The following is a 21,198-nucleotide window of genomic DNA, read 5'->3' as shown; positions in this document are numbered from 1 at the left end:
ACAGAGACCTAGCCCACAGAACCATCTTTGTTCCACCATAAAAAAGACAATCGGAGACACGCCATAATGGCTTTGGATTTATTCGTCGTACTCATCTACGCCGCCGCAATGCTGATACTCGGCTACTACGGCATGCGCAAGGCCAAGACCCACGAGGACTACCTGGTCGCCGGTCGTAACCTCGGCCCGAGCCTGTACATGGGCACTATGGCCGCCACCGTCCTCGGCGGTGCATCCACCGTGGGCACCGTGCGTCTGGGCTACGTGCACGGCATCTCCGGTTTCTGGCTCTGCGCCGCACTGGGTTGCGGGATCATCGCGCTGAACCTGTTCCTCGCCAAACCTTTGCTGAAACTGAAAGTGTTCACCGTCACCCAGGTGCTGGAAAAACGCTATAACCCAATGGCCCGCACCGCCAGCGCGACTATCATGCTGGCCTACGCCCTGATGATCGGCGTGGTTTCAATCCTGGCCATCGGCACCGTACTGCAAGTGCTGTTCGACCTGCCATTCTGGGTCTCGGTACTGGTGGGTGGCGGTATCGTCGTCATCTACTCGACCATCGGCGGCATGTGGTCGCTGACCCTGACCGATATTGTGCAGTTCGGTATCCAGACCGTCGGCCTGATGTTCCTGCTTCTGCCGATCTGCCTGTTCCGCGTGGGTGGCTGGGATCAACTGGTCGCGCAATTGCCGGCCGCCAGCTTCAGCTTCACCAGCATTGGCTGGGACACCATCATCACCTACTTCATGATTTACTTCTTCGGCATCCTGATCGGTCAGGACATCTGGCAACGGGTGTTCACCGCCAAAAGCGAAAAAGTGGCGAAGTACGCCGGTACTTCGGCCGGTATCTACTGCATCATCTACGGCCTGGTTTGCGCACTGATCGGTATGGCTGCACACGTGCTGATCCCGGACCTGGACAACGTCAACAACGCCTTCGCCGCTATCGTCAAAGTCTCGCTGCCGGACGGCATCCGTGGCCTGGTGATCGCTGCGGCCCTGGCGGCCATGATGTCCACCGCCAGCGCCGGCTTGCTGGCCGCGTCCACCACCTTGACCGAAGACCTGCTGCCAAAGCTGCGCGGTGGTAAAGAGTCGAACATTGCTACCAACCGCTTGTTCACCCTGCTGACCGGCATTGTCGTGCTGGGCATCGCATTGGTGGTGAATGACGTCATCAGCGCGCTGACTCTGGCCTACAACCTGCTGGTAGGCGGCATGCTGATCCCGCTGATGGGTGCGATCTTCTGGAAACGCGCCACCACGGCCGGTGCAATCGCCGCCATGGCATTGGGCTTTATTACCGCCCTGATATTCATGTTCAAGGACGGAATGGATGCCAACTCGCCGATCTACTTCAGCCTCGGCGTAAGCCTGGTGAGCTTCGTGCTGGTCAGCCTGCTGTCCCCTCGCCCGGTGACTGAGGCCAACGCTGCCTAAGCTGTACATAACGACTTGATGCTTTCTTCGACGGGTGTGGCACGGGCGTGTCCTCCCTTATTTCATGCGCCGCGTTGCGCCTAAAAGCGAGCTAGGCAAGGCGCAGTCCGTAGGTAAGGGTCGTTTCCTTGCCAAGGACTGCAACACAGCCTAGCTCGCTTTTAGGCACAACCCGAAGGGCCGGATCTGATGTCGTGCAGGGCTGCGTTGCTCGGACCTTATTTGGAACAACCAAACCACGCTCCTCGCGCCTTGCCCTGCACGACATCAGATCCGGCGCGACGCATGAAATAAGGGAGGACACGCCCACTTGCCACACCCGTTTTTTTTCGTCTGAAGGAAACTGCACATGAAGATCGTCAGCCGCGATCAGTGGTTCGAAGTCAAACATCTCTGCGATGGCATCCGCTTGATCCACGAGCCGTACATCCGGCCTTTCTACCGCTGCAACCTCTGGCACATCCAGGGCCGTGAAAAAGACCTGCTGCTCGACAGCGGTTCGGGCCTGGTCAGTCTGCGCGAGCAACTGCCGTGGATCACCGAACGGCCGCTGGTGGCCGTGGCCAGCCACTGCCATTTCGATCACATCGCCGGCCATCACGAATTCGCGGAACGACTGGTGCACCCGGCCGAGGCGGACATTCTCGCCGCGCCCGATGGCGACAACGACCTGAGCAAAGCCTTCGTCGGCGACGACATGTTCGAGGCGCACCCCGATTGCCCGCTGTGCTACGCCGAGTACCGGGTCAAGGCCGCACCGGCGACGGGTTTTGTCGAAGACGGAGATGTGCTGGACCTGGGCAATCGGGTGTTGCAGGTCGTGCACACACCGGGACACTCGCCGGGTGGCATCTGCCTGTACGAAGCCGCCACCGAGACCTTGTTCAGCGGCGACATCATCTACGACGGCCCGCTGATCGAAGACGCCTACCACTCCAACCTCGATGACTACGCCCGCAGCCTGCGACGCTTGCACGCGTTATCGATCCGCACGGTGCACGGCGGGCATTTCGGCAGTTTTTCCGGGGAACATTTGCGCAATATGATTGACGAGTGGCAGCGCTCACACGGCTAAATCCTGCTGTACTCAACGGCAGGAACTGCACCGGCAGGGAGAACGACACCCACCGCCTCGAAGAACCATCATGAAAGAAGCTGCCCTTCGTGCTGTCGTACATCGCTACATCAGCCGCCTGCTGGAAGGTCGGGATGACTTCGACGACAACGCCAGCCTGGCGCAGTTGGGATTGGATAAAAAAGACATCGAAGAGCTGATCTTCCATCTGGAAGATGAACTGGGTGTCACGGCATTTACGGTGGAGGAAGACCGGATGCTCAAGACCGCCAGGACGGCGAATGATTTGAGCCGGTTTTTGCTGGAGATCGAGCGCTACTAAGGCGGGTGATCAAACGTACACGAAGCGGCAAGGGAGCTTGCTCCCTCGCCACAGGAAACCTTTCACCTGTCAGATGTTATCTGCCATTACCGGCGTCGCTGCTGGCGCCGACGTTGTTCGTCATCAGTACGAATTGGCACGGGTTGCAAAGGCGGCTCGATCAAACCGAGAGCGACGCCCAGGTCATGCAGCCAGTTTTGGATTTTCTCTTTCATGGTGCCCCCTTCAGGGTAGTGCCGAGCGGCCAAAGTTCTGTAGCCCCTTCGTACAGATAATAGTCCGAAGTCCTACGCAATGCTCGCGCAAAGTCACAATGATCTGTTACTGAATCCATCACAATCAGCCTGTGTTCAGGCAATTTCCCGTGACCGTACCCGTGCCGGCGGAAAAACCAGCTGTTGCTGCTCGATCCAGGCGTTCAGATTGGCCCCGACCATGCCTTTGCGCCACATCAGCCAGGTAGTAGCGCTGGCGAACGGCTCGGCCAACGGATGCACGGCCACACTCTCACGGCCTGGCAGACTGGCGAGCATCGACTCCGACATCAGCGCTACACCGGAACCAGCAATCACGCATGCCAGCATCCCCGGGTAAGACTCGATCTCCATCGCCCGGCCCATGGCCGCATGGTCATGGGCGAACCAGGCCTCCAGGCGCATGCGGTAGGAGCAGCCCTGGCGAAAGGTGAACACCGAACGCCCCTCCACATCCAGCGCGCTGCGCACGGGCGGATGGTCGGCCTCGCTGATCAGCACCAGGCGCTCGTCGCACAAGGGCACCCCGTCGAGCCCGGCCAGTTCCAGGGGGCCATCCACCAGCGCCGCATCAAGTCGACCGGTGAGCAGGCCTTCGAGCAATTCACCACTGGGCCCGGACTGTACTTGCAGGTTCACTGCCGGATACAAACGGTGGTAGTGCGCCAATAGCCCCGGAAGGTGAATCGCCGCCGTGCTGTACATGGTGCCGAGTACGAAGTCGCCCGCCGGTTGCCCGCCTTGCACTGCCGCGCTGGCTTCGTCGCGCAAGGCAAACAGCCTGGCGGTGTAGTCCAGCAAGACTTTTCCCGCAGGCGACAGCTGCAAACGCTGACGTTCGCGCAGGAACAGTTCGACGCCCAGTTGCTCTTCCAGCTGTTTGAGCCGGGTCGACAGGTTCGACGGCACTCGATGCAGCCGTTCGGCGGCACGGGTTATCGACCCTTCCTCCGCCACCGCCTGGAAGATGCGCAATTGGCTGAACTCCACGACATTCTCCAAAAAAGAACAAGTTACTCACTATTATTCATTTTTAAAGAAAGTCAATCAGTCCTAGCCTGACGGTCATCGATCCTCTGAACGGAATCCAGACCATGTCTCCCTTGATCCGCTTATCCGCCAGTTTCGTTGCCCTGATGATGGCCATGGGCATCGGCCGTTTTGCCCTGACACCGCAACTGCCGCACCTGCTCAGCGAAGGCCAGATCGACCTGACCGCCGCCGGGCTGATTGCCGCCGCCAACTACCTCGGGTATTTCATTGGTGCGGTGGACGCCATGTTTTCCCGGCGTCCCGCGCAAGTGCGTCGGCGCTTGCTCGGCGGATTGTGGCTCTGCGTGCTGCTGACCCTGGCGTCGTTCTGGGCCAATGGTTTCTGGTCGCACCTGCTGCTGCGCTTCGGCACCGGCGTGGCCAGCGCCTGGGTGCTGGTGATGATTACCGCCCTGAGCCAGCCACTCGCGGCAGCGGCCGGTCGTCCTCGACTCGGTGCCCTGGTCTTCGCCGGGCCGGGTTTGGGGATTTTTCTGACAGGTCTGCTGGCCCTGGGCTCGAATCTGCTGGGCCAGACGTCCGCCACCTTGTGGCTGGTGTACGCCGCCGCAGGGCTGACGATGTTGCTGGGGATCTTGCCGTTCCTGCCACAACCGGGTGTCACCGCGACGGCGGCACCCGGCGCCAGCGCGTCGGGCAATCAAGGCATCGCTCGTCTTGGCTGGATCTACGCCTTGTACGGATTGGGCTACATCATTCCGGCGACCTTTTTGTCGCAAATGGCCAACGCGCAATTTCATGGCCAATGGCAGGCCGACCTGTTCTGGCCATGCTTTGGTTTGGCGGCGGCAACCGGCGTGGTGCTGGTGGGTCTGCGGCGGCAAAAATCCGGCGCCACGGGTCACTGGTTGATGGCGACGTTATGGCTGCAAGCCGCTGGCGTGTTTGCCTGCCTGCTGGGCAACGGGCCGGGTCTGGCATTGGGTGTGATCCTGTGCGGCACGCCGTTCCTGGCCTGCATGCAACTGGTGATGCAACGCTCCCGGGAACTGGCGCCCCACGCCACCCAGCGCAATGCCGGCCTGCTGACAGCCTGCTTTGCCGTGGGTCAACTGAGCGGGCCATTGCTGGCGGCGCTGAGCAGTCATTTCAGTGGTGGTTTGCAGCCGGCACTGGTGGTCGCCGGCTGCGGCCTGTTGATCGCCGGCGGTCTGTTGCTCGCGCCGGTCAGTGCTGCCCGAGGGCTTTGCGTAAACGACGGCGCAACCACTGTTCGGCGCTGACAAAAGTGATGCCCGCCAATACCAGCACGGCACCGATGACGAAGTTCAGGCTCAGTTCCTCGCCGAGCAGCACCACACCGAAGGTGACGCCGAACAACGGCGTCATGAACGAAAACACCGCGAGGTTGGCCGCCAGGTAACGGCGCAGCAGCCAGAACCAGATCAGGTAACTGAAGAACGACACGACCACGCCTTGAAACAGCACACTGGCCACCGCCACGCTGGTCAGGCTGACATGGGTGATCTGGCCGCTGAGCAGCGCAATCAACAACAGGCCGAAGAAGCCGACAATCAACTGATAGAACAGCGTCAGGGTCACCGGCGCTTCCGACAGGCGCGAAGCGCGCACCACCACCGTGGTCGCGCCCCAGGCGGCCCCCGCCAGCACGCCCAGGGCATCGCCCATCAACATGCGGTAATCAAGGTTGTCCCAGGACACCCCACCGGCAAACGCAATCGCAATCCCGATAAACGCCAGGACAATCCCCAGCCATTGCAACGGCCGCAAACGCTCACTGGGCAGCAACCAGTGCACCCCCAATGCGGTGAAGATCGGGGCCGTGTAGAGGAACACCGACATGTGCGCCGCCGTGGTCAGTTGCAGGCCTTCGGAAATGAAGAAGAACTCCAGGCCGAACAAGGCACCGGCCAACAGACCGCCGCGCCAGGTCGCACCCACCTGGTTCCAGCCGCCCTTCCAGCAGATCAGCAGCCCGACCAGCAACGCCGACATACCGGAACGTCCGGCCGCCTGCATCACCGGCGCAATATCGGACGCCGCCCACTTGATCATCACCTGCTGCACGCCCCAGACCAGGCACAACCCGACCATCACTTGCAGGGCAAACCCGTCGGCGCTGCGCCGGGTGGCGCTCACCGGAACACCTCGAAGACACAATCCATGGCAAAGACTCGGCAGTAAAAGCAAAGCCCCGACCTTCTCGTTGAAAAGAAAACACCGGGGCGAAGAATCATATTGTCGATTATTGACCAGAAGACCAGAAAATGCCGCCTGCCAGAGACCTCTACTTCTCTGCCTGCGCCATCCTGGCCCTCTGTATTGTCAGCGCATCAACTGAGTTCAATGCGATCGGCATGAATGACAATCTGGCCATTCTTGTACAACGCACCGATGGCCTTCTTGAAGTTGCCCTTGCTGACACCGAACAGGCTGCTGATCAACGCCGGATCGCTCTTGTCGCTCACCGCCAGGCTGCCGTTGTTTTCGCGCAACTTGGCGAGGATCTTCGAGTTCAGGCTGGTGGCCGCTTCCTGGCCGACCGGCTGCAGGCTAAGGCTGATCTTGCCGTCGGCGCGAACTTCCTTGATGAAGCCCTTTTCTTCTTTACCGGCGCGCATGAACTTGAAGATTTCGTTCTTGTGGATCAGGCCCCAATGCTTGTTGTTGATGATGGCCTTGAAGCCCATGTCCGTGGCTTCGGCCACCAGCAGATCCACTTCCTGGCCCGCGGTGTAGTTGGCCGGGGTTTTGTCCAGGTAGCGGTCCAGGCGCGCGGTCGCGGTGATGCGACGGGTGTGCTTGTCGAGATAGACATGCACAACCACATACTCGCCCGCCGTCATCTGACGCTTCTCTTCGGAGAACGGCAGCAACAGGTCTTTCGGCAACCCCCAGTCCAGGAATACGCCGATGCTGTTGACTTCAACAACTTTCAAACTGGCGAATTCACCGACTTGAACTTTCGGTTTTTCAGTAGTTGCGATGAGTTTGTCATCGCTGTCCAGATAAATAAAAACGTTGAGCCAGTCTTCATCTTCGCTAGGAATATCTTTTGGAATATAACGATTAGGCAGAAGGATTTCGCCATCCGCGCCACCGTCCAGATATAAACCGAAGTTAGTGTGTTTAACCACTTGTAAACTGTTGTAACGCCCGACTAAAGCCATGTCCAATACCCTCATTGCGTGGGCGGCATTCTACCCGGTTTTAAGCGCCGCGTTCGGCAGCCGGCCCGGTGGCGCGAGAAAATCCTCTGAAACCCTTAATTTTCCCGGGGTTTCATACCGCGCCTGGCCGCTCGTCAGGCCGATCCGGGCATTTACGCCATGCCCAGGCAAGCGTGACGCGGTATTTTTTCAGGCAATGTTATTAGTTAAAACAGCGGCTTAGGTGCATATTTCGAATATTGGCCGGTGACTGGTTACCCCGCCCTCACGGATATACCGAGGGGATATTTGCCAAGCAATTATCTGGTAATTCCTGTACGATGCCTGGCCAAGTTAATTTTCTACAGGTTAATGGCCGCCATGCGCGTAAAAGCATCCACCAGCAAAGCAAAGCCAGCTCCAGCCGTCGAAACCAGCGAATCGATCAACAGCCAGATCGCTGCGTTCCTCAAGTCCGGCGGTGAAATCCAGCAAATTGCCAAAGGCGTCAGCGGCCAGACGTTCGGCCCGTCCAAGCAGATCACCCTGGGCAAAAAGTAATCCCCTCGCGTCACCTGGTCCCAAAGCGCTTTGAGCTTCGAAGCGCTTGGACTGGAACCCTCGATACTCCCGCGCCACTCCTTCAATTCTCTGTAAATCGACGAACGGCCTTCATTGCCGATCATTCGCCGGTATCCTTGCACACGTCTGGATCAAGCGTTTCAGCGGGCCCACCCGCCTGTCCTCGCTGTTCATGGAGTGACGCATGTTCAAACCTTTCCATCTATCGGCATTGCTCGGTGGCCTGCTGGCCTGCTCCGTGGCACACGCACAAATCTTTCAGCGTGAACTGGGTGCCTTCGACCTCAAACTCGGCACCAGCCCCACCCGCAGCATGGCCCAGGGCCTGGTCAAGCCTTCGGCCGTCGGCTCGTTCCACGGCGGCCTGGACCTGAGCCACGACAGCGGTTTCTATGTGGGCCAATGGTCGCCCAGCATGGGCATCAGCCCGGGAAAAGACCTCGAAATCGATTCCTACATGGGTTTTAAACAACCCTTCGACCAAACCCTCGGCTACGAAGTGGGCCTGATCCGCTACAGCTACCCCGAAGTCACGACCCCTGCCAGCCAGGAACTGTTCGGCGGCCTGACCTTGCTCGGCAGCCGTTTCGGCATCGCCTTCAGCAATGACCCGGACAAGCAGAACAACACCCTGTTCGCTGACGTGAGCGGCAATCAACCGTTCGGTGTCGGCATCAGCCTGAAATACACCACCCACCAATTCAATACGCCAGTGGCGGTGGATGGCGGGTATGTAGGCAGCTTTACCGATTGGTCGCTGAAATTGTCCCGACCGTTCATGGGCATCGACCTCGACCTGATCTACAGTGACTCCAGTCTGAGCGGCAGCGGTTGCTCGGCCTATGCCGGGCACAACAACCAATGCGACGGGCTGGTGACGCTCAAGGCCGAACATGCGTTCTATTGATCGACTGAACTGCCGGACGCCTCCCGGGTTCACATGAGAATCAGACCCCGAAGACTGGCTTTCGCAAGGATTCGCCCATGTCCTGCTGGTTCAAACATATTATCGTTGTGCTGAGCGTTTCCCTCGCCCTCGGCGCGTGCAGCCGCGTGGGCCTGGCCTACCGCAATCTCGATGTGATCATCCCGTGGACGCTCAGCGACTATCTGGACATGAACGGCGAGCAGAAAAGCTGGCTGGACGAACGCCTGAAGGAACACCTGAGCTGGCACTGCACCACCCAACTGCCCGGCTACCTCGACTGGCTGGACCGCCTGCAAGCCATGATCGCCACCAACCAGGTCACCGATGCCACCTTGCAGGCCCGTGCCCGTGAAGCCGAACAGGCGATCGCCGAAACCGCGCGGGAAATCACCCCGTCAGCCATCGAGTTGCTGCAAGGGCTGGATGATAAACAGGTCGCCGAAATGAACGATGCCTTTGCCAAGGACCAGCGCAAACGCCAGCAGGAATACCTCAAACCTTCCCTCGACCAGCAGATCAAGGAACGCGGCGCGCGCATGGAGAAGCGCCTGAACGACTGGCTCGGGCCACTGAGCACTACCCAGCAACAGCGGGTAGCCACATGGTCCAACGCCCTGGGCGAGCAGAACACCCAGTGGCTTGCCAACCGGGTCCATTGGCAAAAGCAGTTCAGCGCGGCTATTGCGCAACGCCAGAGTCCGCAATTCCCACAACGCATCGAGACACTTCTGGTCAATCGCGAGAGCTTGTGGACGCCCGCCTATCGACAGACCTTTGCCAACACCGAAGCCCAGGCACGTTCGCTGTTCGTGGATCTGATGGCCGAAAGCACGCCGAACCAGCGCGCACGATTGCTGAAGAAAATTGAAGGTGTGAGGAAGGACTTCAGCGACCTGAAGTGCCTGAAAGCAGCGAAACAAAGCTGAGGACAACGCAAGACCAATGTGGGAGCGAGCCTGCTCGCGAAGACGGCTTAACTATCAACCATGTTGAACTCGATGGCCTCTTCGCGAGCAGGCTCGCTCCCACAGGGGATCACACCACGTCAGGCAATCTGCGCCTTTGACGCCACCTCATCAAACGTTACTTCATTCAGCGCATCCTCTTGTTCGTCCAGCACCTGCCGCGGGTGATCATTGCCGGGAATACTGCTGTCGATCAGGCTCAACAAACGCGAACCCCGTGCCGTCAATATGTAATTGGTGCCCGTGCCACCTTCGTCTTCCGGTCGCGGCTCGATATAGCCACGCGCCAGCAGCAACTTTTCGTACTCGCCAGCCATCGTTTTCAAGTGATCAAGATTTTCAATCGGCTCGCCTTCCGCGGCCTTCTGCGCGGCATGCTGTTCGGCGTAGGGCCGCGGCGTGAAACTGTGGCCCGCACTGTTTTGCACTTCATGCAGCAAGCGCTCAATCAAGTCCCAGTTGTAAGTCGTCATCCTGATTCAACCTCCGGTACCCGTTCGACTGATGCCCGTGCAATTGAACGGGCCTTACAGGTTGTGACCGGTACGCCCGGCCGCCGTTCAGCCGGGCGTTTGCAGACGACCGACCGGCGGCATGTCGAATTTCATGCAAGCCAAACGACTAGGCTGTGTAAGTCACCTCCCCGCCCCACGCAGGAGAAAACAACATGAACATTCAGAACCATCCCGTCGTATCGCGGGAAGAATGGCTCGCCGCCCGCAAACAGCACCTGGCCCACGAGAAAGCCTTCACCAAGGAAAGGGACAGGCTCAGCGCCGAACGTCGCGCCCTGCCCTGGGTGAAAATCGACAAGGACTACCACTTCCAGGGGCCCGACGGCGAACTGAAACTGGCGGACCTGTTCGGGGGACGCAGCCAGTTGGTCATCTACCACTTCATGTTCGCCGAGGGCTGGGACGAGGGCTGCCCCGGTTGCTCCTACCTGAGCGATCACATCGACGGCGCCAACCAGCACCTGGCCCACCATGACGTGGCCGTGGTGGCGGTTTCCCACGCACCATTCGCTGAATTCCAGGCCTTCAAACGGCGTATGGGCTGGAAATTCGACTGGGTGTCTTCGGCAGGATGCGATTTCAACTACGACTTTGGCGTCTGTGCCCGAGCCGAAGAGGCCGCCGCCGGAAAGGCTACGTACAACTACGAAAAAACCGACGGCGCCGAGGAAGAACTCCCCGGTCTCAGCGTGTTTTATCGCAATGACGCCGGAGAAATTTTCCATACCTACTCCACCTATGCCCGGGGCCTGGACATGCTGGTCGGCGCCTACAACTACCTCGACCTGACGCCCAAGGGGCGCAACGAAGAAGAAATCATGGAGTGGGTGCGACATCATGACAAATATGAGGAACAGGAGAAGTCGAGCTGCTGTCATGGTGGTTAGCCCCAGACAGCGAGGCGCGGCCTTCGCGGGCAAGCCACGCTCCCACAGTTCCTGTGGCGCTCACAAAACCTGTGTGCTTACCCGCGAAGGGGCCCCGGCAATCACAGACTGAACTTTCCCCAGGGGCCAACGCTCAACCGGTTAACCCGCCTTGACCGGAGCTGAGGCCCGCCCCCATGAAACCACTGCTGAAGACGCTCACTCTCGCCGCTGCCCTCACCTGCGCCCTGCCCGCCTGGGCCTGCACCCTTGATGAAGCCACCGCCAAGCGCGAACAACTGGCCCGGGAAGTGGCCAGGCTCACCGAGCAAAACCCGACCAAGGCCAAGGAGATCAACGACGAATTGCAGAAGATGGACTTGGGGACGGCGGCCAAGGACTTGCCGGATAAATGCCAGTTGATCGATCAACGCCTGAAGGAGTTGGAGTCCGCCGAGAAGAAAACCGAAGGCTGATAAACGCCAGGCATAAAAAAACCCGGACACTGTCCGGGTTTTTCACAGGCCATCTACAACGACTTACTCAGCCGCCGGCGCTTCCGGCTTGCGGCGCTTGAGCGGGGCCATGCCGTCCTTGCTGACCAGGGAATCGCTCTTGGGCCGGTTGGCGCTCTTGCGCTTGGTCGGGGTCTTGGCGGCAGTCTTCTTGTCGCCCTTGGTGTCGGTCTTTTTCTTCTTCACGCCGACGGCCTTGCCCGAGGCCTTGACCTTTTTCGGTCCGCCGTAGGTGCCTTTGACTTCCTTGATGGTGCGGCGCTCGAAGCTCTGCTTGAGGTAGCGTTCGATGCTCGACATCAGGTTCCAGTCGCCGTGGCAGATCAGCGAAATGGCCAGGCCATCGTTACCGGCGCGACCGGTACGACCGATGCGGTGCACGTATTCGTCGCCGCTGCGCGGCATGTCGAAGTTGATCACCAGGTCCAGGCCGTCCACGTCCAGACCGCGAGCGGCAACGTCGGTGGCCACGAGGATTTTCACGCCGCCCTGCTTCAGACGGTCGATCGCCAGTTTGCGATCCTTCTGGTCTTTCTCGCCGTGCAGCACGAACGCTTTGTATTCCTGCGCCACCAGGCGGCCGTAGATACGGTCGGCCATGGCCCGGGTATTGGTGAAGACGATGGCCTTCTGGTAGGTCTCGTTGGCCAGCAGCCAGTTGACGATCTGTTCTTTGTGCTGGTTGTGGTCAGCGGTGATGATCTGCTGGCGGGTGGTGTCGTTCAACTGGCTGACCGCGTTGAGCTGCAAGTGCTCAGGGTTGTTCAGGACCTTGGCGATCATCTCGCGCAGGCCCGAACCACCGGTGGTGGCGGAGAACAGCATGGTCTGCTGACGGTTGGTGCATTCGTCCACCAGACGCTGAACGTCTTCGGCGAAGCCCATGTCGAGCATGCGGTCGGCTTCGTCGAGCACCAGTACTTCAACTTCTTTCAAGTCGAGGTTGCCGGCGTTCAACTGCTCAATCATCCGGCCCGGCGTACCGATCAGGATGTCCGGCACCTTGCGCAGCATCGCGGCCTGGACCTTGAAGTCTTCGCCGCCGGTGATCAGGCCGGACTTGATGAAAGTGAACTGCGAGAAGCGTTCAACTTCTTTCAAGGTCTGCTGGGCCAGTTCGCGGGTCGGCAGCAGGATCAGGGTCTTGATACTGACACGGATTTTCGCCGGGCCGATCAGACGGTTGAGGATCGGCAAAACGAATGCAGCGGTTTTGCCGCTGCCGGTTTGCGCCGTCACCCGCAGGTCACGCCCCTGGAGCGCCAGCGGGATGGCCGCGGCTTGCACAGGCGTTGGCTCGACAAATTTCAGCTCGGCCACGGCTTTGAGCAGGCGTTCGTGCAGGGCGAATTGGGAAAACACGGGTGCTACCTCGAAGAAATGCAAAAAAACAGCTGCATAGGGTAACGGTTTCGAACGCTCAGGCCGAGTTTCTTTATACAAATGACGGTAAACAGTTGGTTTTTTGTTGCCTGATTTTTCCCGAAACGTAATACAAAGCGTCTTAAATGCTCTAATCCCCTCTCGCGCCTTACAGAAGAATCGTTTCGACCATGGATATCAAACAGCTCTGGACCAACGTTCTGGACCTTTGGGGCGCTCTCGACCAGCACCCGCTCGTGCACTCCAGCCTGTCGCTGTTGCTGCTATTGGCAATTGCGCTGTTCCTCGGACGGGTGGCGCGCTACCTCATTCTGCACGCGGCAAAAATGCTCAGCCGCCAGCCGGCCCTGCACTGGGTCAATGATTTTCTACAGAACAAGGTGTTCCATCGCCTGGCGCAGATCACGCCTTCGCTGGTGATCCAGTTCGGCCTCAATCTGGTGCCGGACCTGAGCAAAACCAGCCTGAACTTCCTCGGCAACGTCGCCCTGTCCTTCACCTTCCTGTTTCTGTTGCTGGCGGTCAGCGCCCTGCTCAACGCCCTGCTGGACATCTACGCGCGCACCGAGCACGCCCGCACCCGGTCGATCAAAGGCTATGTGCAACTGGCGAAAATGGTGTTGTACGTGTTTGGCGCGATCATCATTGTCGCCACGCTGATCGACCGCTCGCCGCTGTTGCTGCTGTCGGGTCTGGGTGCCATGTCGGCGGTGATTCTATTGGTCTACAAGGACACGTTGCTGTCGTTCGTCGCCAGCGTGCAGTTGACCAGCAACGACATGCTGCGGGTCGGCGACTGGATCGAGATGCCCCAGGTGGGCGCCGACGGCGATGTGGTGGACATCACGCTGCACACGGTCAAGGTGCAGAACTTCGACAAGACCATCGTCTCGATCCCGACCTGGCGTCTGATGTCCGAGTCGTTCAAGAACTGGCGCGGCATGCAGGCTTCCGGTGGTCGCCGGATCAAACGCAGCCTGTTCATCGACGCCAGCGGCGTACGCTTTCTGCGGGACGACGAAGAGCTCAAGCTGTCCCAGGTGCACTTGCTCACCGACTACATGACCCGCAAACAGGCCGAACTCAAGGCCTGGAACGAAGCCCAGGGCAACGTCGCGGCCATGTCGGCCAACCGCCGCCGGATGACCAACATCGGTACTTTCCGCGCCTATGCGCTGGCCTACCTGAAGAGTCACCCGGGGATCCAGCCGAACATGACCTGCATGGTGCGTCAGATGCAGACCACGGCCCAGGGTATTCCGCTGGAAATCTATTGCTTCACCGGCACCACGGCGTGGGCCGACTACGAGCGGATCCAGGGGGATATTTTTGACTACCTGCTGGCGGTGCTGCCGGAGTTTGGGTTGAGTCTTTATCAGCAACCGAGCGGGTCGGATCTGCGTGCGGGGATATTGCCGGCGGTGTTGGGCGCTAGCTATCTTCCCGAAGCCGAAAAACACAGGGTGTGACACTACAAAAAACAAATGTGGGAGCGAGCCTGCTCGCGATGGCGTTGGGTCATTCAACAATGATGTCGATTGACCCTCCCTCATCGCGAGCAGGCTCGCTCCCACAAGTGTCGCGATAATTTTTCGGTTACTTCACCTGCCGCTGCGGTGCCTTGTGCACCATGGTGTAGGCGTAATCCACGCCCATGCCGTACGCGCCGCTGTGTTCCAGCACCAGTTCCATCACCGCCTCGTAAGTGTCCTTGTGCGCCCAGTCACGCTGGTATTCGAGCAACACTTGTTGCCAGGTCACCGGCACCGCGCCGGCCTGAATCATCCTTTGCACCGACATGTCGTGGGCTTCCTTGCTGGTGCCGCCGGAGGCGTCGGTGACGATGTACACCTCGTAGCCTTCGGCCAGGGCTTCCAGTGCCGGGAAAGTCAGGCAGACCTCGGTCCACAGCGCGGCAATGATCAGCTTCTTGCGACCGGTGGCTTTCACCGCGTCGACCAATGCCTTGTCTTCCCAAGAGTTCATCGAAGTGCGCTCGATCGGCTTTTGATCCGGGTGTACAGCCAGCAATTCGGGCCAGATGTAACCGCTGAAGCTTTCAGTTTCGACCGAGGTATAGATGGTCGGCACGTCGAAGATCTTCGCCGCCTTGGCCAGGCCCACAGTGTTGTTCTTCAGGGTCTGGCGATCGATAGATTGCACGCCGAATGCCATTTGCGGCTGGTGGTCGATCAGGATCAGGGCGGAGTTGGTTGGGTTGAGCAGTTCACGAATAGACATGGCGCGTTCCTTTTGATGTCGATACTTCGAATGGGTAAGGGGTTAGTCGACTTTGCCTTCAGCGGCGTTGTTGTCGGCTTGGATGTCACTTTAGGGGCTGGCGATAAAAGGGACAATTACCTAAAATCGAGAATCATTGATTCCAAAACAGGGACAATATGGATCGTATCGAATGCATGCGCGCCTTCGTCGTCACGGTCGGCGAAAACGGCTTCGCCGCAGCTGCCCGGGCCATGGATGTACCGCGCTCGAAAGTCAGCAAACAGATTCAGGCATTGGAAGAAACCATCGGCGTGCAATTGCTGCAACGCACCACCCGAAGCCTGCACCTGACCGAGGCCGGGGCCGAGTATTTCGATGCGGCACGGGAGGTATTGGCGGCACTGGACGAGGCCGAGCAACGGGCCCGTGACGGCATCGGCGAGTTACGCGGTGTGTTGCGAGTCAATGCGCCGATGTCGTTCGGTCTTCGGCGGCTGGGGCCGTTGATTCCGCTGTTTCATGAACAGCACCCGAACATCGAGCTGCAACTGGTGCTCAGCGACCAGCAGGTCGATCCCGTGCGGGGCGGGTTTGACGTGACCATCCGCATCGCCAGCATGCCCGACTCGACGATGATCGCCCGGCAACTGGCTCCCGCGCCGCGCATCATGGTGGCGTCCCCGGCTTATCTCGAGCGCGCGGGCGTGCCGCAGACTCCGCAGGATCTACGCGCCCATCAATGCCTGAACTACGGGTATCTGCAGAGCGGTGTCAGCCTGCAACTGTGCAATGGCAAGGAAACCCAGCGGGTGAACGTCACCGGCCCACTGCACGCCAACAACGGCGACCTGCTCGCCCAGGCGGCCGAAGCCGGCATGGGCATCGCCCTGCTGCCCGACTTCATCGTCGAGGATGCGCTGGCGGCCGGGCGGCTGGTGCCGGTGCTGTGCGAATGGCAGGCTCCGGCGATCACCATCAACGCGGTGTATTCGTCGGCGCGGCGGGTGCCGCAGAAGACCCGGGCGTTCATCGAGTTTCTGGTGGGACAATTGGCGCCGAAATGATTTTCGCAGATCACGCAATCCCTTGTAGGAGCGAGCCTGCTCGCGAAAGCGGTGGATCAGGCAACATCTTCGTCGACTGACACTCCGCCATCGCGAGCAGGCTCGCTCCCACAGAGGTATCGGGTCACCCAGGGTTCAGTGAACGGCCAAAGGCTTGCGTATACCCAACCGACTGATCCACACCGCCAGCAAAATCACCGAACCGCCGAGCAACAACCGCCCCAGTTCTTCATGCTGGTTCCAGATCAACAGGTTGATCAGCAAACCCACCGGCACATGCAGGTTGTTCATCACCGCCAGCGTCCCGCCGTTGACCATGCACGCCCCCTTGTTCCACCAGTAGAGCCCCAAAGCGGTCGAGACCAGGCCGAGGAACAACAGCACGCCCCATTGCAAAGGCGCTTCGGGCAGGAAGTTCTGCTTGCCGAACAACAGAAACGCCGGCAACGCCACGGCCAGTGCGCCGAGGTAGAAGTAGCCAAAGCGACGGTAATGCGGCAGATCACTCGGGTGGCGTGCGACCAGGTGTTTGTAGAGCACCTGCCCGGCGGCGTAGGTGAAGTTGGCCAGTTGCAGCAACAGGAAGCCCATGAAGAAGTCCGGGTTGATCCGGTCAAAGCGAATCACCGCCGCCCCGGCCACTGCCACCAGCGCCGCGACCAGGGCCCAGGGATTGAAGCGACGATTGAGCGCATCTTCGATCAGGGTCACGTGCAACGGTGTGAGGATGGTGAACAGCAACACTTCCGGCACCGTCAGTACACGGAAGCTCAGGTACAGGCAGACGTAGGTCACGCCGAACTGCAACGCGCCAATCAGCAGCATGCCGCGCATGAACGCCGGCTCAACCGAGCGCCAGCGGGTCAGCGGGATGAACACCAGCCCCGCCAGCAGCACTCGTACCAAGACTGCGAAATAACTGTCGACATGACCGGCCAGGTATTCGCCGATCAAACTGAAGGAAAACGCCTGGATCAGCGTGACAAAAAGTAGATAGCCCATGCTCGCCTCATTTCGAATGGCGGCGACGATAGCGGTTTTTGCTGCTGATCGCGAACGCTAAACCAACACAAAACCTGTGGGAGCGAGCCTGCTCGCGAAGACGGCGCGTCAGACGCATAGAGGCTGGATGTGCCGACGCTTTCGCGAGCAGGCTCGCTCCCACAGGGTTGCGTGGGTGTCTATAAAATCGCAGGCAAAAAAAAGCCCGATCTCGCTAAAGCGTTCAATCGGGCCAGAGCACTCAGGAGCAACAAGTGCGAAGGGAGGTCGATGCGCGTACAGGCTTGAAGGGTTGCGCCAGGTCACTAGACCATCCAGCGATTATCTGGCGATTAACCGGTCAGGCCACTTGCGAAAGCTTGGCGTTCGCCTGGTTCAGGCCTTTCTCCTGGAAGTCACCACCCAGGTTCATGCCTTCGGCGTGGATGAACGTCACGTCGTGGATGCCGATGAAACCCATGACCTGACGCAGGTACGGTTCCTGGTGATCGGCGGTGCTGCCGGCGTAGATACCGCCGCGAGCCGTCAACACGTAGGCACGCTTGCCGCTGAGCAGGCCTTGCGGGCCGGTCTCGGTGTACTTGAAGGTCACGCCGGCACGCAGCACATGGTCGAGCCAGGCTTTCAGGGTGCTGGGGATCGCAAAGTTGTACATGGGCGCGGCCATGACCAGTACATCGGCGGCGAGCAATTCATCGGTCAACTGGTTGGAACGTTCCAGGGACGCCTGTTCGATGTCGCTGCGCTGCTCGGCGGGTTTCATCCAGCCACCCAGCAGGTTGATGTCCAGGTGCGGCACCGGTTTGACGGCCAGGTCCCGAACGGTGATCTGGTCATTCGGGTGAGCGGCTTTCCACTGGTTGATGAAGGTCTGGGTCAGTTGGCGGGAAACCGAGTCTTGCTGACGGGCACTGCTTTCGATGATCAGAACGCGGGACATGGGATGTAGCCTCCATCTGAGAATGCTGTAGGTCGATGGAGTGAAGGTTAAACAGAGTCATATCGATGAAAAAGCGCAAATAACTGCTATAACCCATCAAGAAATTCGTTTATAAGCTCAGCATGCCCTACCTCTGTAGGAGCGAGCTTGCTCGCGAGGCGTCGTGTCATCCAATTTTTCTGTTGCCTGACACACCGCTATCGTCGGAACGCCGCCCGGAGCAAGCTCGCTCCCACAGAAGAGCCAGGCGTCATTTCGGGGTGCAGGACAGCTCGATGCGCAACTTGATGATGCTGCGGGTGAACTTGGCGGTGGCATTTTTGTGCTTGCCGGCCGGTACGTCGATCTTGCGGGTACGCGGTGCTTCCGGGCCATTGATGAAAACGGCCTTGCAGCTCGCATCGACGTCGCCGTAGTTGGCCACCTGAATGGAGCCGATGTCGCTATCCGTGTCGTAGGTCTGGTAATCGATCTTCATGCCGTTGAGGTCTTTTTTCACATCGATCGGGTAAGCCATCGCCGTCAGCGGCAGCAGCGCCAGCAGCACACAACAGAATTTTTTCATTCAGCAGCCTCCAATAAGGGCTGCCAGCTTAGGACAAGAGGAGCTCAACATGAAAGCGCCCCGCGTGACCCTTGATCAATGGCGAACGCTGCAGGCCGTGGTCGATCACGGTGGTTTCGCCCAGGCCGCCGAGGCGCTGCATCGCTCGCAATCGTCAGTCAGCTACACCGTGGCCCGCATGCAGGATCAACTCGGCGTGCCATTGCTGCGCATCGACGGACGCAAAGCCGTGCTGACCGAAGCCGGCGGGGTGCTGTTGCGTCGCTCCCGACAACTGGTAAAACAGGCCAGCCAACTCGAAGACCTGGCCCATCACATGGAACAGGGCTGGGAAGCCGAAGTGCGCCTGGTGGTCGATGCCGCTTACCCAAGCGCCCGCCTCGTCCGCGCCTTGACCGCGTTCATGCCGCAAAGCCGTGGCTGCCGGGTGCGTCTGCGTGAGGAAGTGCTGTCGGGCGTGGAGGAAGTCCTGCTCGAAGGCGTGGCCGACCTGGCCATCACCGGTTTCAGTATTCCCGGTTACCTGGGCGCGGAATTGAGCGACGTCGAATTCGTCGCGGTCGCCCACCCGGAGCATCCCCTGCACCGCCTCAACCGCGAGCTGAGCTTCCAGGACCTGGAAAGCCAGATGCAAGTGGTGATCCGCGACTCGGGCCGCCAGCAACCGCGGGATGTCGGCTGGCTCGGTGCCGAACAGCGCTGGACCGTCGGCAGTCTGGCCACCGCCGCGACCTTCGTCAGCAGCGGCCTGGGTTTTGCCTGGTTGCCCAGGCACTTGATCGAACGGGAGCTCAAGGAAGGTACGCTCAAGCTGCTACCGTTGGATCAGGGCGGTAGCCGTAACCCGAGTTTTTACCTGTATTCGAACAAGGACAAACCGCTGGGGCCGGCCACGCAGATTCTCATCGAACTGCTGCGCACGTTTGACACCGCCCCACTGGACGCACCGTTCGCCGCCCCCGAACAAGCCTGACACGGAGTGTATGCATGGCCTATTTCGAACACGAAGGTTGCAACCTGCACTATGAGGAATATGGCCACGGCACGCCGCTGCTGCTGGTCCACGGTCTGGGCTCCAGCACCCTTGACTGGGAAAAACAGATCCCGACACTGGCCACCCGCTACCGGGTGATTGTCCCGGATGTGCGCGGTCACGGTCGCTCGGACAAACCCCGGGAGCGCTACAGCATTGCCGGATTCAGCGCTGACCTGGTTGCACTGATCGAGCACCTCGATCTCGGCCCGGCACATTATGTCGGCCTGTCGATGGGTGGCATGATCGGCTTCCAGTTGGGCGTGGACCAGCCGCAACTGCTCAAGAGCCTGTGCATCGTCAACAGCGCGCCCGAGGTCAAACTGCGCAGCCGCGACGATTACTGGCAGTGGTTCAAGCGCTGGAGCCTGATGCGCGCCCTTAGCCTGGGCACCATCGGCAAGGCGCTGGGCGACAAGTTGTTCCCGAAACCCGAGCAGGCCGACTTGCGACAAAAAATGGCCGAGCGCTGGGCAAAAAACGACAAACATGCTTATCTCGCCAGCTTCAATGCCATTGTCGGCTGGGGGGTCCAGGAACGACTTTCGAAGGTCACCTGTCCAACCCTCATTGTCAGTGCCGACCGGGACTACACACCGGTGGCGCTGAAGGAAAACTACGTAAAACTGCTGCCCGACGCGAGGCTGGTGGTGATCGCCGATTCACGCCACGCCACGCCGCTGGACCAGCCGGAACACTTCAACCAAACACTGCTGGAGTTTCTGGCCGCAGTCGACACCACCACTCAGGATCACTGACCCATGCTGAAAAAAATCGCCCTCGCCGCAGGCTCCGTCCTGTTTGCCGCCAACCTGATGGCCGCGACGCCGGAAAAGGCACCGCATGTGCTGCTGGAAACCACCAACGGCCAGATCGAAATCGAACTGGACCCGGTCAAGGCCCCGATCAGTACCAAGAACTTCCTTGAGTACGTCGACAAAGGCTTCTACAACAACACGATTTTCCACCGGGTGATCCCGGGCTTCATGGTCCAGGGCGGCGGATTCACTCAACAGATGCAGCAAAAAGACACCAACGCTCCGATCAAGAACGAATCGAAGAACGGCCTGCATAACGTGCGCGGCACCTTGTCCATGGCCCGTACCTCGGTGCCTGACTCGGCCACCAGCCAGTTCTTCATCAACGTCAAGGACAACGACTTCCTTGACCAGGGCGACGGCTACGCGGTGTTCGGCAAAGTGGTCAAAGGCATGGACGTGGTGGACATCATCGTCAACTCGCCAACCACCGTCCGTGGCGGCATGAAAGACGTGCCGGCCGACCCGGTGTTCATCAAGTCGGCCAAGCGCATCGACTGAGACTAAGCTGGACAAGGATGTCCGAGCCGTTGCCGGTG

24 protein-coding genes are annotated in these 21,198 nt (G+C 59.7%); 14 read left to right on the top strand and 10 right to left on the bottom strand.

Features of this window, described 5'->3' with window-relative positions:
- Positions 1-66: 66 nt before the first annotated feature.
- From ACM6J5_RS20910 to ACM6J5_RS20900, 3 genes are all read left to right on the top strand, one after another.
- The gene (locus tag ACM6J5_RS20910; protein WP_095944595.1) at positions 67-1,446 is read left to right on the top strand and encodes a sodium:solute symporter; all 1,380 of its coding nucleotides are present in this window, start codon (positions 67-69) and stop codon (positions 1,444-1,446) included.
- Positions 1,447-1,795: 349 nt separating this feature from the next.
- Positions 1,796-2,521, top strand: a complete 726-nt coding sequence (locus ACM6J5_RS20905) for an MBL fold metallo-hydrolase (RefSeq protein ID WP_414929255.1) — start codon at positions 1,796-1,798, stop codon at positions 2,519-2,521.
- A gap of 70 nt (positions 2,522-2,591) precedes the next feature.
- Positions 2,592-2,843 (top strand): phosphopantetheine-containing protein, encoded by a 252-nt coding sequence (locus ACM6J5_RS20900; RefSeq protein ID WP_095944597.1) that lies wholly within the window; start codon positions 2,592-2,594, stop codon positions 2,841-2,843.
- Between the two features lie 86 nt (positions 2,844-2,929).
- Here ACM6J5_RS20900 and ACM6J5_RS20895 read toward each other — a convergent pair whose 3' ends face one another.
- Positions 2,930-3,058: a PA1414 family protein gene (locus tag ACM6J5_RS20895; protein ID WP_007914492.1), complete on the bottom strand. Its 129-nt coding sequence runs from the start codon at positions 3,056-3,058 to the stop codon at positions 2,930-2,932.
- 135 nt (positions 3,059-3,193) lie between these two features.
- The gene (ptrR, locus tag ACM6J5_RS20890) at positions 3,194-4,087 is read right to left on the bottom strand and encodes a putrescine utilization regulator PtrR (protein WP_150673516.1); all 894 of its coding nucleotides are present in this window, start codon (positions 4,085-4,087) and stop codon (positions 3,194-3,196) included.
- Positions 4,088-4,191: 104 nt separating this feature from the next.
- Here ptrR and ACM6J5_RS20885 point away from each other — a divergent pair, with 104 nt between their 5' ends.
- Positions 4,192-5,373: an MFS transporter gene (locus ACM6J5_RS20885; RefSeq protein ID WP_414929254.1), complete on the top strand. Its 1,182-nt coding sequence runs from the start codon at positions 4,192-4,194 to the stop codon at positions 5,371-5,373.
- Here ACM6J5_RS20885 and ACM6J5_RS20880 read toward each other — a convergent pair.
- Together ACM6J5_RS20880 and ACM6J5_RS20875 are read right to left on the bottom strand one after the other, a co-directional pair.
- Positions 5,318-6,250 (bottom strand): DMT family transporter, encoded by a 933-nt coding sequence (locus ACM6J5_RS20880; RefSeq protein WP_414929253.1) that lies wholly within the window; start codon positions 6,248-6,250, stop codon positions 5,318-5,320. The genes ACM6J5_RS20885 and ACM6J5_RS20880 overlap by 56 nt on opposite strands.
- 194 nt (positions 6,251-6,444) lie before the next feature.
- Complete coding sequence (locus ACM6J5_RS20875; RefSeq protein WP_095944601.1) at positions 6,445-7,281, bottom strand: S1 RNA-binding domain-containing protein; 837 nt, start codon at positions 7,279-7,281, stop codon at positions 6,445-6,447.
- A 351-nt stretch (positions 7,282-7,632) separates the two neighbouring features.
- On the opposite strand from ACM6J5_RS20875, the gene ACM6J5_RS20870 reads away from it, so the two are divergent.
- From ACM6J5_RS20870 to ACM6J5_RS20860, 3 genes are all read left to right on the top strand, one after another.
- Positions 7,633-7,821, top strand: coding sequence for a hypothetical protein (locus ACM6J5_RS20870; RefSeq protein ID WP_015096330.1), 189 nt, complete (start codon positions 7,633-7,635; stop codon positions 7,819-7,821).
- A gap of 205 nt (positions 7,822-8,026) precedes the next feature.
- The gene (locus tag ACM6J5_RS20865) at positions 8,027-8,749 is read left to right on the top strand and encodes a TorF family putative porin (protein WP_414929252.1); all 723 of its coding nucleotides are present in this window, start codon (positions 8,027-8,029) and stop codon (positions 8,747-8,749) included.
- Between the two features lie 77 nt (positions 8,750-8,826).
- Positions 8,827-9,696 (top strand): DUF6279 family lipoprotein, encoded by an 870-nt coding sequence (locus ACM6J5_RS20860; protein ID WP_414929251.1) that lies wholly within the window; start codon positions 8,827-8,829, stop codon positions 9,694-9,696.
- 119 nt (positions 9,697-9,815) lie between these two features.
- Here the strand turns inward: ACM6J5_RS20860 and ACM6J5_RS20855 are convergent, their stop codons facing one another.
- Complete coding sequence (locus ACM6J5_RS20855) at positions 9,816-10,208, bottom strand: transcriptional regulator (RefSeq protein ID WP_095944604.1); 393 nt, start codon at positions 10,206-10,208, stop codon at positions 9,816-9,818.
- A gap of 194 nt (positions 10,209-10,402) precedes the next feature.
- Between ACM6J5_RS20855 and ACM6J5_RS20850 the strand changes: the two genes are divergently transcribed.
- Together ACM6J5_RS20850 and ACM6J5_RS20845 are read left to right on the top strand one after the other, a co-directional pair.
- A complete protein-coding gene (locus ACM6J5_RS20850; protein ID WP_414929250.1) occupies positions 10,403-11,137 on the top strand; it encodes a DUF899 domain-containing protein in 735 nt (244 codons plus the stop codon).
- A gap of 176 nt (positions 11,138-11,313) precedes the next feature.
- On the top strand, positions 11,314-11,592 hold the full coding sequence (locus ACM6J5_RS20845) for a hypothetical protein (protein WP_095944606.1): 279 nt from the start codon (positions 11,314-11,316) through the stop codon (positions 11,590-11,592).
- A gap of 63 nt (positions 11,593-11,655) precedes the next feature.
- Here ACM6J5_RS20845 and ACM6J5_RS20840 read toward each other — a convergent pair whose 3' ends face one another.
- The gene (locus ACM6J5_RS20840) at positions 11,656-12,993 is read right to left on the bottom strand and encodes a DEAD/DEAH box helicase (RefSeq protein ID WP_414929249.1); all 1,338 of its coding nucleotides are present in this window, start codon (positions 12,991-12,993) and stop codon (positions 11,656-11,658) included.
- A 191-nt stretch (positions 12,994-13,184) separates the two neighbouring features.
- On the opposite strand from ACM6J5_RS20840, the gene ACM6J5_RS20835 reads away from it, so the two are divergent.
- Positions 13,185-14,483: a mechanosensitive ion channel family protein gene (locus ACM6J5_RS20835; RefSeq protein ID WP_095944607.1), complete on the top strand. Its 1,299-nt coding sequence runs from the start codon at positions 13,185-13,187 to the stop codon at positions 14,481-14,483.
- 127 nt (positions 14,484-14,610) lie between these two features.
- Here ACM6J5_RS20835 and ACM6J5_RS20830 read toward each other — a convergent pair whose 3' ends face one another.
- Entirely contained in the window at positions 14,611-15,255 is a 645-nt protein-coding gene (locus tag ACM6J5_RS20830; RefSeq protein WP_095944608.1) for a hydrolase, read from the bottom strand.
- A gap of 158 nt (positions 15,256-15,413) precedes the next feature.
- Between ACM6J5_RS20830 and ACM6J5_RS20825 the strand changes: the two genes are divergently transcribed.
- Positions 15,414-16,301 carry a LysR family transcriptional regulator gene (locus ACM6J5_RS20825; protein WP_095944609.1) on the top strand — a complete coding sequence of 296 codons (888 nt, stop codon included), beginning with the start codon at positions 15,414-15,416 and terminating at the stop codon, positions 16,299-16,301.
- A 135-nt stretch (positions 16,302-16,436) separates the two neighbouring features.
- Here ACM6J5_RS20825 and ACM6J5_RS20820 read toward each other — a convergent pair whose 3' ends face one another.
- The 3 genes from ACM6J5_RS20820 to ACM6J5_RS20810 all read right to left on the bottom strand — a co-directional run bounded on the left by ACM6J5_RS20820 (position 16,437) and on the right by ACM6J5_RS20810 (position 18,808).
- Positions 16,437-17,303, bottom strand: coding sequence for a carboxylate/amino acid/amine transporter (locus tag ACM6J5_RS20820; RefSeq protein WP_217836047.1), 867 nt, complete (start codon positions 17,301-17,303; stop codon positions 16,437-16,439).
- Between the two features lie 340 nt (positions 17,304-17,643).
- The gene (locus ACM6J5_RS20815; protein ID WP_414929248.1) at positions 17,644-18,243 is read right to left on the bottom strand and encodes an FMN-dependent NADH-azoreductase; all 600 of its coding nucleotides are present in this window, start codon (positions 18,241-18,243) and stop codon (positions 17,644-17,646) included.
- A gap of 250 nt (positions 18,244-18,493) precedes the next feature.
- Positions 18,494-18,808: a 3-phosphoglycerate kinase gene (locus ACM6J5_RS20810; protein ID WP_095944612.1), complete on the bottom strand. Its 315-nt coding sequence runs from the start codon at positions 18,806-18,808 to the stop codon at positions 18,494-18,496.
- A gap of 49 nt (positions 18,809-18,857) precedes the next feature.
- On the opposite strand from ACM6J5_RS20810, the gene ACM6J5_RS20805 reads away from it, so the two are divergent.
- From ACM6J5_RS20805 to ACM6J5_RS20795, 3 genes are read left to right on the top strand one after another with little or no spacing between them, the layout of a single operon-like run.
- Positions 18,858-19,781 carry a LysR family transcriptional regulator gene (locus tag ACM6J5_RS20805; protein WP_007972479.1) on the top strand — a complete coding sequence of 308 codons (924 nt, stop codon included), beginning with the start codon at positions 18,858-18,860 and terminating at the stop codon, positions 19,779-19,781.
- Between the two features lie 14 nt (positions 19,782-19,795).
- Positions 19,796-20,599 carry an alpha/beta fold hydrolase gene (locus ACM6J5_RS20800; protein ID WP_414929247.1) on the top strand — a complete coding sequence of 268 codons (804 nt, stop codon included), beginning with the start codon at positions 19,796-19,798 and terminating at the stop codon, positions 20,597-20,599.
- 3 nt (positions 20,600-20,602) lie between these two features.
- Positions 20,603-21,160 (top strand): peptidylprolyl isomerase, encoded by a 558-nt coding sequence (locus tag ACM6J5_RS20795; protein WP_414929246.1) that lies wholly within the window; start codon positions 20,603-20,605, stop codon positions 21,158-21,160.
- Positions 21,161-21,198: the final 38 nt, after the last annotated feature.

The organism is Pseudomonas sp. IT-P74, from assembly GCF_949768175.1.
Classification (GTDB): domain Bacteria; phylum Pseudomonadota; class Gammaproteobacteria; order Pseudomonadales; family Pseudomonadaceae; genus Aquipseudomonas.
This window is presented reverse-complemented; position numbering and strand designations above follow the sequence as displayed.